The sequence below is a fragment of the Streptomyces asoensis genome (assembly GCF_016860545.1).
In the GTDB taxonomy this organism is placed as follows: Bacteria; Actinomycetota; Actinomycetes; order Streptomycetales; family Streptomycetaceae; genus Streptomyces; species Streptomyces asoensis.
Map to the genome: position 1 here is coordinate 301354 of NZ_BNEB01000005.1, position 13502 is coordinate 314855.

Below are 13502 nucleotides of genomic sequence, written 5' to 3' on the forward strand. Positions count from 1 at the left end.
CGCCTCGGAGGCCGGTCATGAACACTCCCCTCCCCGCCGGCGCCGGCATGCTGCGCGCGCTGTCCGCCGAGCACCGCCGACGGCTCCTGCGCGTCGCCCGGGAGGTCTCCGTCCCCGAGGGGACGCGTCTGTTCGAGGAAGGCAGCCGTGCCGACCGCTTCTGGATCATCCGCACCGGCAACATCGAACTCGACATGCGGGTGCCGGGCCGCCGCGCGGCCGTCATCGAGAACCTGGGACACAACGACCTGGTCGGCTGGTCGTGGCTGTTCACCCCGCACGTCTGGCACCTGGGGGCCGGCGCGACGACACCGGTGCGGGCCTACGAGTTCGACGCCACGGCCGTCCGGTCCATGTGCCGGGACGATCCCGCCCTGGGGCACGACGTCGCCCGGTGGGTCGGCGAGGTGCTCGCCCACCGCCTCCGCGCGTCCAGGACACGACTGCTCGACCTGTACGCCCCCCACGGCGCCGGCAGCACCGTCTGACCGGTCGCGGACCAAGAGCGCCGCACCGGTCCGGCACACGACGGAGGAGTGATCATGCACGGCACGCCGCACATCGTCAGCGACGTCATGACCCACACGGTCGCCGCGGTCGGCCGCCGGGCGACCTTCAAGGAGATCGTCCGCCTGATGCGGGACTGGCGCATCAGCGCGCTGCCCGTCCTCGAGGGCGAGGGCCGTGTCGTCGGCGTCGTCTCGGAGGCCGACCTGCTGCCCAAGGAGGAGTTCCGCGACAGCGACCCCGGCCCCGGCCTCCCGCCGTCGGCACCCGTCCCGCCCGTCCTGACCGGCCCGCCCGGGGAGGACGCCGTCGTGCGGGCGCGCCGCGCGGCCGGCGCGGCCAAGGCGGGCGCGGTCACCGCGGAGGAGCTGATGTCCTCCCCCGCCCTCACCGTCCGCGCGGACACCACGCTCGCCCAGGCCGCCCGCGTCATGGCGCACGCCAAGGTCAAGCGGCTCCCCGTCGTGGACGCCGTGGGCATGCTGGAGGGCATCGTCAGCCGCACCGACCTGCTCAAGGTCTTCCTGCGGACCGACGAGGAGATCGCCGAGGAGGTGCGGCGCGAGATCGTGTCCTACCTGTTCCCGCTGCCCGAGTCGAACGTGCGGGTGGACGTGCGGGACGGCGTCGTGACCCTCGTCGGACGGGCCAGGGACACGTCCTTGGTGCCGGTGGCGGCGCGGCTGGTCCGGGCCGTCGAGGGGGTCGTGGACGTCGGCTTCGACCTCACCCGGCCCGCGGCCGCGGAGGAGACGCCCTCGCGGACCACCGGGAACACCGCCACGGCCTGAAACGGCCGGGCGGCCGTGGGAGGAGGGCCGATCGGCCCTGGTGCTCCGGGGCCGGACGCGTGATGATCGGCGTGAGGGACAGCCCGGGGTCTGTCCTCCACCGGGGAACGAGGGGTCACGATGGCAGAGCCGCGCACGTTCAGCGAGCAGAACCCGATCCGGGTGTTCCTGCTGGACGACCACGAGGTCGTCCGCCGCGGCCTGGCCGACCTGCTGGACGCCGAGCCCGACATCTCGGTGATCGGCGACGCCGGCACCGTCGACCACGCGCTCGCCCGCGGTCCCGCCCTCCGCCCGGACGTCGCCGTCCTCGACGTGCGGCTGCCGGACGGCGACGGCATCTCGGTCTGCCGGGAGCTGCGCAGTCAGATGCCCGGGCTGGCCTGTCTGATGCTGACCTCGTTCGACGACGAGGAAGCCCTGCTCGACGCGATCATGGCGGGGGCCTCGGGGTACGTCCTCAAGCAGATCAAGGGATCCGACCTGGTCTCGGCGGTCCGCACGGTGGCCTCGGGCCAGTCGATGCTGGACCCGGCGACCACCGCGCGGCTGATGCGCTCGCTGCGCGCCGATCCGGCGGAGACACCCGCCGTGCCGTCGGAGCTGGCGGGCCTGTCCCCGCGCGAGCGGGACATCCTGGCGCTGATCGGCGACGGCCTGACCAACCGCGAGATCGGCAAGAAGCTCTACCTCTCCGAGAAGACGGTCAAGAACCACATCTCCCGCCTGCTGGCCAAGCTGGGCGTGCAGCGCCGCGTGCAGGCCGCCGTCCTCGCCTCCCACCTGGAGCAGCCGGGAGCGGGCGAACCCCGCGCCAGGTGACCGCCCGCCTCCTCGGTCCGGGTCCGGGTGCGGGGCCGGGTCCGGTCAGCGGAAGAGGGCGACGAGACCGTTCACCCAGATCGCGAGGAACGCGAGGCCCGCGAGCAGGCAGCCCGCTCCCGCCAGGAGACCGCCGCGGGCGCTCCCCTCGGGGTGCGCACCCTCCTCGTCGGCGGGCACCGTGTCCCAGTCGACCGGGTGTCCCACGGCCTGCGAGCACGCCGTGCGGACCGCCGCGAGCCGCGCCGCCGCGAAGGCCGTCCCGGCCCGCGCCTCGGGACCGCGCCAGGCGAGGGCCCGCATGCGCTGCGCGGGAGTCGGGTACCGCGCCTCGAACGCGGCGGTCTCGGCCGGGTCCCGGTCCTCTTCGAGGTACATCCAGCGGCCCGCCTGGGCCGGCTCTCCGTACCGCCGGTACACCTCGGCCAGCCGGCGGCGGGCCGTGAGGTCGTCGGGGAAGGAGGACACCAGTCCGCGCAGGCGCTGGCGCGCGACGGGGACGCGTCCGGCGGCGAGGTCCGCTTCGGCTCGGGCGAGGGTGACTTCCAGAGGCATGACCGCATGATCGACTACGACGGCGATGCGGGGCGAACCGTTTTTCCCGCGGAGCACGTGGTCGTCCCGGCGGGAATCCACGTGTGGACGGGGCGTGACGGGGGACTTGGTCGGCAGGCCCGGTCGGCGTACCCATGGGGTCGGCCCGGCTCAGGTTCCTCTGGTTCGGCCCTCGTGCCGGAGGAGCCGCCCGTCAGGGGTTCGACAGGGCGCCGTGTTCGCAGACCAGGCGGGCGACCTCCCGGAGCTTGATGTTGTTCTCCTGCGAGTAGCGGCGCAGCACGTCGAACGCCTGCTCCTCGGTGACGTGGTGACTGCCCATGAGGATGCCCATGGCCTCGCCGATCGCGTGCCGGGTGGCGACCGCGTGCTCCATCTGCGCGTGGGTGCGGGCGCTGGAGAAGGCGACGGCCGCGTGGGAGGCCAGCAGCCACCCGGCGAGTTCGCTGGCCTCGGTGAACGCGCCGGGCTTGCGGGAGTAGAGGTTGAGCGCGCCGAGGTCCTCCTCCTCGGTGAAGAGCAGGAAGCCCATCATGCTCCCCACGCCCAGCGCATGGGCGCGGGGGGCGTAGGCCGGCCAGCGCAGCCGCTGGGCGGTGAGGTCCTCGATACGGAAGACCCGTTCCCCCTCTGCGGAGTGCGCCGCGTCGAAGCACGGCCCTTCGCCCAGGTCGGCCTGGAGCTCATCGCTCTCGACGACCAGTCGGTCGGTCGGGGCGAGGGTCTGGACCTGCCTGCCCCGCAGCACCAGGATGCCGGCCGCGTCGCAGCCGTCCACCAGCTCCGTGGCGGAGGCGGTGATCCGTTCGAGCGTGGCGTCGACCGACTCCTGCGCGAGGAGGTCACGCGCCATCGACGCCATCTGCTGCGCGAACCGGTCCCAGTGCACTGTGCCTCCGCGTTCTCGACGTGCCCGGAAACCTCTTCTACCCAGCTTTCCACGCGATTCCCGTGCCTGTGCGACGACGGTCCCGAGCGGAGCCCTACGCCGTGCGCCCGAGGCGGAAGCGGGGGTGCGGCTCGGCGCGGCCGGTGGCGAGGTCGGCGGCCATCGCGCCGATGAGCGGGGCGAACTTGGCGCCGTGTCCCGAGCACGGGGAGACGACGACCAGCGGCCCCCGGCGGTCCAGGACGAAGTCCTCGTCGGGGGTGCTGGTGTAGAGGCAGGTGGCCTCGGCCACGGGGTCGGGGTCGAGACCGGGGAGCCGGTCACGGACGAAGCCGCTCACCCGGGTGCGCGAGGAGGAGTCGGCGACGCCGTCACGGGTGCGGGCGGTGGTGGGGGTGCCGCGGTCGTGCTCGGCGACCTTGAACGCCGGGAGGGGGCCGCCGTCGCTGCCCGACGGCAGGCCGTAGAGGTGCAGCGCGCCGTCCCAGATGAGGGTCGGCCACCGGACGGCCGGGTCGTGCTGGCGGAAGTGGAAGACCTGTTGCTGGGTCACGCGCAGCGGCGGCAGGTCGAGGGGCAGTCCGAGTTCGGGCAGCCAGGCTCCGGCGGCGATCACGACCGTGTCGGCGACGAGCTCCTGGCCGTCGTCGGTGCGCAGGACCGCCCGGTCCCCGTGCGGGACGTCGAGGCCGGTGACGCGGGTTCCGGTGAGCACCCGCGCCCCGTGTTCGACGGCCCGCCGTGCACAGGTGGCGACGGTCCGGTCGGCGTCGACGACGCCCGCGTCCGGGTGGTACAGCACCGGACCCGTGACCCGGATCTGCGGCCAGCGCTCCGCGGCGGCCTGCGGGCCGAGGAGTTCGTGGGGCACGCCGGCCGCGGCGAGGAGGGCCGCCGCCGGCGCCGGGTCGTGGTCCTCGCCCATGTCGAGCCCGCCGGTCGTGCGCAGCAGCGGCGTCGCGCTGTCGTCCTCCAGCTCCCGCCACCGCTCCCGCGCGAGCCCCGTCAGCCGTACGTAGAGGGGGTCGGGGTAGACCCGCCGGAAGATCCGTGAGCTGCCGTGCGAACTGCCGTGGCGGTGGCCGATGCCGTACGCCTCGACGAGCGTGACCTCGTGACCACGCCGGGCCAGTTCCCAGGCGGTGGCCGCGCCCATCAGTCCGGCACCCACGACGGCGATCACAGGTCCTCCCAGGAGAGTCGTTCCGTGCCCGCGAGGGGGCGCGGGCCGGGGCAGCGGTTCCGATCGTAGGGGCGACGGGTCCCGGAGCCGCAGGTGGGGCGGGTCTCCCCGCGTCCGCCGGCGCCGTGGGCCGGGCGACCGGGCGCGGTGCCCGCTCGGTGTCTGCCGGTGAGTTCGGCGATGCACGCCTCTTTCCCGTGCCGAGGGCCGCATGGCATGCTCACGGCCGACATAGCTATGAACGTTGTTCATCTACGTGAACCAGTGGAGGGGCGGGCGGACATGAGCGAAGCGCGGGACAGCGGGAACGGCGACCGGCACACCGACCTCACGAGACGCGGCCTGCTCACCGGGGCCGCGGCCATGGCGGCCGTGGCCGCCGGCGCGGTGACGGGAGGAGCCACCGCCGCCGCCTCGCCCTCCTCACCTCCCTCCCCCGGCCCGCGGGGCCGGGCCCCGCTCCTGTGGCGCGAGTTCGCGCGCGACCCGTACACCCACCCGCAGATCCCCTACATCGGCCGGGCGGGCTGCCGCGGCGGCGCACGGCGTCTCCCCCGCCACCCCCGGGTGTTCGACGTGCGCGCCTTCGGCGCCAGGGCGGACGGCACCACCGACTCCGCCCCCGCGATCAACCGTGCCGTCGCCGCTGCCGGAAGGGCCGGCGGCGGCACGGTCTCCATCCCTTCCGGGACCTTCCGGATCGACGACGTCGTCCGCGTCGGGCACTCGGACGTCGTCGTGCGCGGCGCCGGGAGCGGCCGAACGACGCTGTACGCGACGCGCAACCTGACCGAGCTGATCGGCGCCTACGGCTCCCGCTACGGCGGTGACAAGTCGTCCTGGTCCTGGGCCGGCGGCCTCGTCTGGCTGGCGCCCGAGGCGCGGTGGAACTCCCTGGTCGCCGCGATCCGGGCGAAGGCGTGGCCGTTCGAGGGCTGGACGGGGAACCGGCGCGACGAGTGGCGGCCGCTCACCGCCGTCGCCCCGGCCCGCCAGGGCTCCTGGACGGTGACGGTCACCGACCCCGCGGAGCTGCGGCCCGGCGCGCTCGTCCTCCTGCGGCTCGCCGACGACGCCGGCCACACGCTGCCGGCGCACATGGCGGGCGAGGGGCCCGGCGCCCTGGCGTACCGGTGGGACGACAAGACGAAGCTGACCTCGTACATGCCCTACGAATGGCCGGTGCGCATCGCGCGGGTCCGGGGCCGCAGGGTCACCCTGGAACGCCCGCTCCCCCTCGACGTACGCCCGGAATGGAACCCCCTGCTCACCACCCACGTGCCGGAACTGACGGGCGCGGGCGTCGAGGGGCTGACCCTGGAGGCGGTGAAGACGCCCCAGCGGCCGCACCTGCTCGACCTGGGGTACAACGGCGTCGTCCTCCAGTGCGCGTACGACTGCTGGGTGGACGACGTGACGGTGCGCCACGTCGACAACGGGTTCGGGCTGGTGGCCGCCTCGGCGTGCACCCTGCGCCGGACCAGGGTCGCCGGGCGCGGCTCCCACCACCCCTATTTCTGCCGGGAGGGCTCGCACGACAATCTCGTCGAGGACTTCACCGTCGAGGAACGCACGGTGCCGGCGCCGCCCGGCACGCAGCTGCACGGCATCAACGTCGAGGGGCTGTCCTCGTACAACGTGTGGTCGCGGGGCGACATGCGGATGGGCACCTTCGACAGTCATCGCGGCCTGCCCTTCGCCGACGTGCGCACCGACATCACGGTGCACAACGACGGCCGGCACGGCGGCGACGCGAGCGCGGGTCCCCTCTTCGGCGCCCGCTTCACGCACTGGAACATCCGCGTCACCAACGGCCGGGCGGGCCTGGTGAAGATCGACGGCCTGGCCCCGTACTCCGCCACCGTCGGCATCGACCCGGTCAGCGAGTTCGACCAGATCGACGTCCCCGACTTCACCGGCGACCTGCACAGCCGGCTGGAGCTCTACGGCAGCCCCGAGGCGGTACGGCCGCGCAACCTCCACGAGGCCCAGCGCGGGATCTGAACCGCCGCCGGACCCCGGTCCGGACGCCCGGCCGCTTCCCGCCATGCCTCACCCGCCCCCCTGGTTCACGTACATGAACGGAGTTGATCCATGAGCCTTCGTCCCCGCCTGGGTGCCCTCCTGGCGGCCCTGGTCGCGTTCGCCGCCGCCGCCGTGCCCGTCGCCTCGGCGGGGGCGGCGCATCCGAAGCCCGGGGCGCCGCACACGACCGTCCTGGACGGCGCCCGGCTCCAGCGGACGAAGGCCGCCCTGGACCGCGGCGACCCGCGCCTGCGCACTGCCGTGCGGACGCTGGCCGCCCGCGCCGACGCCTGGCTGGGACAGGGGCCCTGGACGGTCGTCGACAAGCCCCGGCCCGCGCCCGGCGGCGACGTCCACGACTACCTCAGCCAGGCCCCGTACTGGTGGCCTTCCGTGCCACCGTCCTCCGGCAACCCCTGGGGCTGCCCCTATGTGCAGCGCGACGGGCAGCGCAATCCCGAGGTCGACACCGGCACCGACCGGCAGGACGTCGAGAAGGTCTTCGACTCCGCATACGACCTCTCCCTGGCCTGGTACTACACCGGCGACCGGCGGTACGCGCGCAAGGCCGGGCAGGTCCTGCGCACCTGGTTCCTCGACCCGGCCACGCGCATGAACCCGAACCTCGACCACGCCCAGTTCATCCCCTGCAAGTACGACGGGCGGGCGATCGGCATCATCGACTTCTCCCAGTCGTACACCGCCGTCCTGGACGCCCTCGCCCTCCTGGACACCGGCGCCGCGGGCTGGACGAGGACCGACCGCGCCGGCATGGCCCGGTGGAACAGCGACTTCCTCGGCTGGCTCAGGAACAGCGACTTCGGCAAGCAGGAGGGCGCCGCCGCCAACAACCACGGCACCTTCTACGACCTGCTGGTCGCCGCCCTCGCCCACGCCACGGGCGACGAGGGCCTGGCCCGCCGCACGGTCCTGGGCGCACGCGGCACGCGCGTCGCCCCGCAGATCGCCGCCGACGGGAGCCAGCCGCAGGAGCTGGCCCGCACCCGCAGCTGGCACTACTCGGCCTTCGACCTGGTTGCCTACACCCGGCTCGCGGCCATCGGCGACCACGTCGGCGCCGACCTGTGGCGGTACCGGGGCCCGGACGGCCAGAGCCTGTTCAAGGCGGTGGACTACCTGCTGCCCGCCGCGACCGGCGCGGCCGGCTGGCCGCACCCCGAGCTGGAGTTCCACCGGTACGCGGCCACCGACGTGGTGCACGCCGCAGCCGACGCGGGCGACCGGCAGGCCCGGCGGGCCGTCCGCGCGCTGGAGGAACCGCCCGGCGGTGACCTGTGGGCCCTGCGCCCGGCCGCGGAGCAACTGGACTCCATCGCGGGCTGACGCAGTAGGGCTGTCCGAAGACCGGTGCTCCGGGGGCGGGACGGTGGATACTGGCCCCCGGACGCCGGTACGGACGAGGAGCGCAGTCAGTGACGCGGGACAATCGCACAGGACCGCCCTGCTTCGGGAGCGAACGCGCCATGCTGCGGGCCTTCCTCGACTACCACCGCGCCACCCTCGCCATGAAGTGCGAGGGCCTGAGCGACGAGGAGCTGCGCAGCAGGTCGATGCCGCCGTCCACGCTCTCGCTGCTCGGGCTGGTACGGCACATGGCAGAGGTGGAGCGTGCCTGGTTCCGCCGGGTGTTCGAGGACCATGACGCGCCCATGGTCTGGTCCGACGAGATCGACTTCCAGGCGGCCTACGACGCGAGCGAGTCGACGAGGGCCGAGGCGTTCACCGCCTGGGAGGCCGAGGTGGAGAACTCGCGCCGGGTCGAGCGGGCCGCCGAGTCCCTCGACCTGGCCGGGTACCAGCCCCGCTGGGAGGAGAAGGTGTCCCTGCGGATGGTGATGATCCACGTCCTCCTGGAGTACGGCCGCCACAACGGGCACGCGGACTTCCTCCGCGAGGGGATCGACGGCACCGTGGGCGCCTGAGCACCACGGGCGCCCGAGAGCGGAGCGTCGTCCGAGGCGCGTCGTCCGGGAGGCCCCGTGCGCCGGGTCCCGGCCCTCGCCGGCCGGCCGGGTCGGGACGGCTGTTCGCCGGGTTCCGCCCCGATCCGGCGATCACACGGAATAATCTTCCCGGTCCCCCAGGTGAGAACCGCGCCGTCCGGGACAAAAGGATCGGCAGAGGAAGCAGCACGGCTTCATCCTCGCGGGCCACGGAGGGCACGCGCACCGCTCACGAACGAGAAGCAGGTACCCGGTGGCACATGCGGACAGCGGCGGGAACGACGCGGACGGCGCGGACTGGTCCGACGTCTTCGCCGCCGACCCCGAGATCGGTGGTGACCTGGCCGCCGTGGACTGGGCGGCCACACCGCTCGGGCCGCCCGCCGACTGGCCGCAGAGCCTGCGGACAGCGGTCCGCATCCTGCTGTCCTCGCGCTTCTCCATGTGGATGGCCTGGGGCCCCGACCTCACCTTCCTGTGCAACGCCGCCTACCGCCACAACACGCTGGGCCGCAAGTACCCCTGGGCGCTGGGGCTCCCCGCCGCCGAGGTCTGGTCGGAGATCTGGCCCGCCGTCGCCCCGCGGGTCGACCGGGTCCTGTCCACCGGCGAGGCCACCTGGGACGAGGGTCTCCAGCTGTTCCTGGAACGGTCCGGGTACCGCGAGGAGACGTACCACACGTTCTCCTACAGCCCGCTGCGCGAGGACGCCGGCGCCGTGGTGGGCATGCTGTGCGTGGTCAGCGAGGACACCGAGCGTGTCATCGGCGCACGCCGGATGGCGACCCTGCGCGATCTGGGCTCCGACCCCAGTGTCATCCGCACGGAGACCGAGACGCTCGCCTTCCTCGGCCGTCAGCTCGAACACAACCTCGCCGACCTGCCGTTCACGCTCACCTACCTCCTCGACGACGACGGCGCGCACCTGGCCTGCACCACCGGCATGCCGGCCGGCCATCCGGCGGCCCCGGAGTTCCTGTCGCCCGACGACCCCGGCGCCCCGTGGCCGGTGGCGGCCCTCGCGGACGGCGCGACCGTGCAGACCGAGCTCGACCCCCGTCTCGCCGCGGGCCTGCCTTCAGGCGCCTGGACCGAACCCCCCGTCCAGGCCCTGGTGGTACCGCTGGTGCAACCGGGAGCCGCCCCCTACGGCTTCCTCGTCGCCGCGCTGAACAGGTATCGGGAGCTGGACGAGGAGTACCGGGGTTTCGTCGAGCTGGTCGCCGGATACCTCGCCGCCGGGATCGGGACGGCCCGCGGCTACCGGGCCCAGCAGCGGCGGGCGGAGGAGCTCGCCGAACTCGACCGGGCGAAGACGACGTTCTTCTCCAACATCAGCCATGAGTTCCGCACCCCCCTCGCCCTGATCTCGGGGCCCGTCGAGGAACTCCAGAAGCGCCTCGCGGACGCCGACGGGCAGATCGGGCAGGAGCTGGCGGCGATCCACCGCAACGCGCTGCGCCTGGGCAAGCTGGTCAACACCCTGCTGGACTTCTCCCGCATCGAGGCGGGCCGGATGCAGGCGTCCTACGAGCCGGTGGACCTGGCCGCGCTGACCGCCGAGCTCGCCAGCGTCTTCCGGTCGGCGGTGGACCGGGCGGGCCTCGACCTGGTCGTCGACTGCCCGCCGCTCGACCGTCCGGTCCACGTCGACCGGGACATGTGGGAGAAGGTGATGCTCAACCTGCTCAGCAACGCCCTCAAATTCACCTTCGAGGGCTCCCTGCACGTCACCGTCCGGGAGGAGGACGACCGGGCGGTGGTGACCGTCACCGACACGGGCGTCGGTATCGCCGCGGACGAGATGCCGCGTCTGTTCGAACGCTTCCACCGCATCAGCGGAGTCCGCGCCCGCTCCCACGAAGGCAGCGGCATCGGCCTCGCCCTCGTCCGGGAGCTGGTCGTGCTGCACGGCGGGACCATCTCGGCCGAGAGCACTCCCGGCCTCGGCACACGCTTCACCGTCCGGCTGCCCTTCGGCTCCGCCCACCTGCCCGCCGACGCGGTCCGCGAGCCGTCCCGGTCCCGGCCCGCGTCGTCCGCCGCCGTGCCCTACGTCCAGGAAGCACTGCGCTGGCTGCCCGCCGGCACCGGAACCGCCGTCCGGGACAAGAGCGCCCACGACCCCTCGACACCGCCCGCCGGTTCCCCGCCGGCGGAACGCGCCCGGATCCTGGTCGCCGACGACAACGCCGACATGCGCGAGTACCTGGTCCGCATCCTCTCCGAGGCCGGCTACCGGGCGGACGCGGTGAGCGACGGCCTCGCGGCCCTCGCGGCGGCCCGCGCCCGCACCCCGGACCTCATCGTCAGCGACGTCATGATGCCGCTGATGGACGGCCTGGCCCTCGTCGGGGCCCTGCGCTCGGACACCCGGACCGCCTCGGTACCCGTCCTGCTGCTCTCCGCCCGGGCGGGACAGGAGGCGTCCATCGAGGGCCTGTCGGCGGGCGCGGACGACTACCTGGTCAAGCCCTTCGCCGCGGCCGAACTGCTGGCCCGGGTGCGCGCCAACGTGGAACTGGCCCGGCTGCGCACCCACCACGTGCGCTGGCGCGCCGCGCTCGTGGACTCGCTCCAGGAAGCCCTCCTCGTCATGGACGACACCGGTACCGTCCTGGAGATCAACGCCGCGTTCACCCAGATGCTCGGGCACGGCACCGAGGGGCTGCCCTACTCCCGCGCCCACCCGTGGTGGCCGGACGCCGGCACCGATCCCGAGGCGCACCGGCAGGTGGCCGACGCCTTCGCCCACCTGCTGACGCACGGACACGGCAACCACACCCTGCCCCTCGTCCACCGCAACGGGCACCGGCTGTACGTCAGCGCCGCCTTCAACGACGCCCGCGACCCCGACAGCGGCCGCCGCATGATCGTCGGCACCTTCCGGGACGTCACGGCCGAACGCCACGCCGTCCAGCGCGAGAGCGCCCTCGCCTCGCTGAGCACCCGCCTCGCCGAGGCGACCGGCCTGGACGAAGCGCTCACGGCGTCCCTGGAACAGCTGCGGGAACTGTGGCACGCCGAGCACGTCCTGTCGGCGGTGTTCGCGGACGGTCCGCCGCGCCTGACCGCGACCCGCCCACTGACCTGGCAGGACATCCCGGCCGAGCGGCGGCGCACCATCGGCGACCTCCGCAACCAGCCCCTGCTCACCGCGGTCCACGAGACGACCGGAGCGGGTGTCCTCCTGGAGCACCCCGACGGCCCCATGGCGCTGTGGATCGAGCTGGGCCCGGGACGACGCTTCAGCCCCGAGGACGAACTGCTCCTCGCGCTCCTCGCCGGTCATCTGGCCCAGGCGCTCACCCGCGCCCACCAGATCGACCAGCAGCGCGAGACCGCCCTCACCCTGCAACGCGCCATCCTCGGCCCCTCACGGCTGCCCGAGGGATTCGCCGCGCGCTACGAGCCCGCCACTCCTCCGCTGGAGGTCGGCGGCGACTGGTACGACGTAGTCGAGCTGCCGGACGGCCGGATCGGCATCGTCGTCGGCGACTGCGTCGGACGCGGTCTCCAGGCCGCCACCGTGATGGGCCAGCTGCGCAGCGCCTGCCGCGCCCTGTTCCTCCAGGACCCCAGCCCGGCCCGCACGCTCTCGGCCCTCGACCACTTCGCCCGCGGCATCCCCGGCGCCATGTGCACCACCGTGTTCTGCGGTGTCCTCGACCCGCGGACCGGGGACCTGACCTACTCCAGCGCCGGCCACCCGCCCGGCGTGCTCGCCCTCCCCGACGGCAGCACCCGCCGCCTCGAAGCCGGGCACGCGCTCCCCCTGGCCGTCCGCCCCGACCTCGGCCGTCCCGAGCACGTGTGCCCGATCCCGGCGCGGTCCTCCCTGCTGGTCTACACCGACGGTCTCGTCGAGCGACGGCGGCAGCCGCTGGACGTGGGCATCGACCAGGCCGGTGAGGTCATGGGCGCGGGCCGGGACCTCGGCGCGCGGGAACTGGCCGACCGGCTCATGGCCGAACTGGCCCCCGCGAACGGCTACGACGACGACGTCGCCCTCCTGCTGTACCGGCACCCCGGCCCCTTGCAGTTCGCCTTCCCGGCGGAGTCGGGGCAGCTCGCCGGCGCGCGGCACGCGCTGCGCGAGTGGCTGGCCCGGTGCGAGCTGCCCCGGCGCACCGCGCAGGACGTGCTCATCGCCGCGGGCGAGGCCTGCGCCAACGCCGTGGAGCACGGCCACCGGGCCTTCCACGAAGGGATCATCCGGCTGTCCGCCGAGACCTCCTCCGACACCGTGCGGGTGACGGTGGCGGACAGCGGGAGCTGGAAGCCCGGCAACCCGGCCGACACGCCCCACCGCGGCCGGGGCCTGGGCATCATGAAGGCGCTGGCGCACGAAGTGACCATCACCCCCGGGCCCTCGGGCACCACCGTCGAGATGCACACGAGGATCGCGTAATGCCCACTCAGCTGACCCTCACGCACGGACGGACCTCCGCCGGCGGAAGCCTCCTCACCGTCGCGGGCGAGATCGACATGAGCAACAGCACCACGCTCGCCGACGCGATCGACGACGTGCGGGGGCCGCTCGTCGTCGACCTGACCGGCGTGGAGTACCTCGACAGCGCCGGCCTCAACGTGCTGTTCGCCCATGCCGAGCGGCTCGAGATCGTCGCCACCCCGCTGCTCCAACCGGTCCTGGCGGTCTCCGGCCTCGCCCGTCTGGTCGAGGTCCGGCTGAGACCGGACGACGACACCGGCACGCCCCCGCGGTGACAGCCGTCCCCGACGGCCCCGCCTCCGTGCGCCCCCGG

11 protein-coding genes are annotated in these 13502 nt (G+C 73.8%); 8 read left to right on the forward strand and 3 right to left on the reverse strand.

Annotated elements, in window-relative coordinates:
* Window positions 1-17 precede the first annotated feature (17 nt).
* From Saso_RS24700 to Saso_RS24710, 3 genes are all read left to right on the forward strand, one after another.
* Window positions 18-488 carry a cyclic nucleotide-binding domain-containing protein gene (locus Saso_RS24700; protein WP_189921581.1) on the forward strand — a complete coding sequence of 157 codons (471 nt, stop codon included), beginning with the start codon at window positions 18-20 and terminating at the stop codon, window positions 486-488.
* A 54-nt stretch (window positions 489-542) separates the two neighbouring features.
* Window positions 543-1298 (forward strand): CBS domain-containing protein, encoded by a 756-nt coding sequence (locus Saso_RS24705; RefSeq protein WP_189921579.1) that lies wholly within the window; start codon window positions 543-545, stop codon window positions 1296-1298.
* A 120-nt stretch (window positions 1299-1418) separates the two neighbouring features.
* A complete protein-coding gene (locus Saso_RS24710) occupies window positions 1419-2120 on the forward strand; it encodes a response regulator (RefSeq protein WP_189921575.1) in 702 nt (233 codons plus the stop codon).
* A gap of 45 nt (window positions 2121-2165) precedes the next feature.
* Here the strand turns inward: Saso_RS24710 and Saso_RS24715 are convergent, their stop codons facing one another.
* The 3 genes from Saso_RS24715 to Saso_RS24725 all read right to left on the reverse strand — a co-directional run bounded on the left by Saso_RS24715 (window position 2166) and on the right by Saso_RS24725 (window position 4747).
* The gene (locus Saso_RS24715) at window positions 2166-2675 is read right to left on the reverse strand and encodes a DUF6584 family protein (RefSeq protein ID WP_189921573.1); all 510 of its coding nucleotides are present in this window, start codon (window positions 2673-2675) and stop codon (window positions 2166-2168) included.
* A 193-nt stretch (window positions 2676-2868) separates the two neighbouring features.
* Window positions 2869-3564, reverse strand: a complete 696-nt coding sequence (locus Saso_RS24720; RefSeq protein WP_229901247.1) for a GAF and ANTAR domain-containing protein — start codon at window positions 3562-3564, stop codon at window positions 2869-2871.
* A gap of 94 nt (window positions 3565-3658) precedes the next feature.
* Window positions 3659-4747 (reverse strand): FAD-dependent oxidoreductase, encoded by a 1089-nt coding sequence (locus Saso_RS24725; RefSeq protein ID WP_189921571.1) that lies wholly within the window; start codon window positions 4745-4747, stop codon window positions 3659-3661.
* Window positions 4748-5029: 282 nt separating this feature from the next.
* Between Saso_RS24725 and Saso_RS24730 the strand changes: the two genes are divergently transcribed.
* The 5 genes from Saso_RS24730 (at window position 5030) to Saso_RS24750 (ending at window position 13464) form a co-directional block, all read left to right on the forward strand.
* Window positions 5030-6751 carry a glycoside hydrolase family 55 protein gene (locus Saso_RS24730; protein ID WP_229901246.1) on the forward strand — a complete coding sequence of 574 codons (1722 nt, stop codon included), beginning with the start codon at window positions 5030-5032 and terminating at the stop codon, window positions 6749-6751.
* 90 nt (window positions 6752-6841) lie between these two features.
* Window positions 6842-8116 (forward strand): alginate lyase family protein, encoded by a 1275-nt coding sequence (locus Saso_RS24735; protein WP_189921567.1) that lies wholly within the window; start codon window positions 6842-6844, stop codon window positions 8114-8116.
* An 89-nt stretch (window positions 8117-8205) separates the two neighbouring features.
* Window positions 8206-8715: a DinB family protein gene (locus tag Saso_RS24740; RefSeq protein WP_189921564.1), complete on the forward strand. Its 510-nt coding sequence runs from the start codon at window positions 8206-8208 to the stop codon at window positions 8713-8715.
* A 274-nt stretch (window positions 8716-8989) separates the two neighbouring features.
* A complete protein-coding gene (locus tag Saso_RS24745) occupies window positions 8990-13147 on the forward strand; it encodes a SpoIIE family protein phosphatase (RefSeq protein WP_189921562.1) in 4158 nt (1385 codons plus the stop codon).
* Window positions 13147-13464: an STAS domain-containing protein gene (locus Saso_RS24750; protein ID WP_189921560.1), complete on the forward strand. Its 318-nt coding sequence runs from the start codon at window positions 13147-13149 to the stop codon at window positions 13462-13464. Before Saso_RS24745 ends, Saso_RS24750 begins: the two co-directional genes overlap by 1 nt.
* The last annotated feature ends 38 nt before the right edge of the window (window positions 13465-13502 follow it).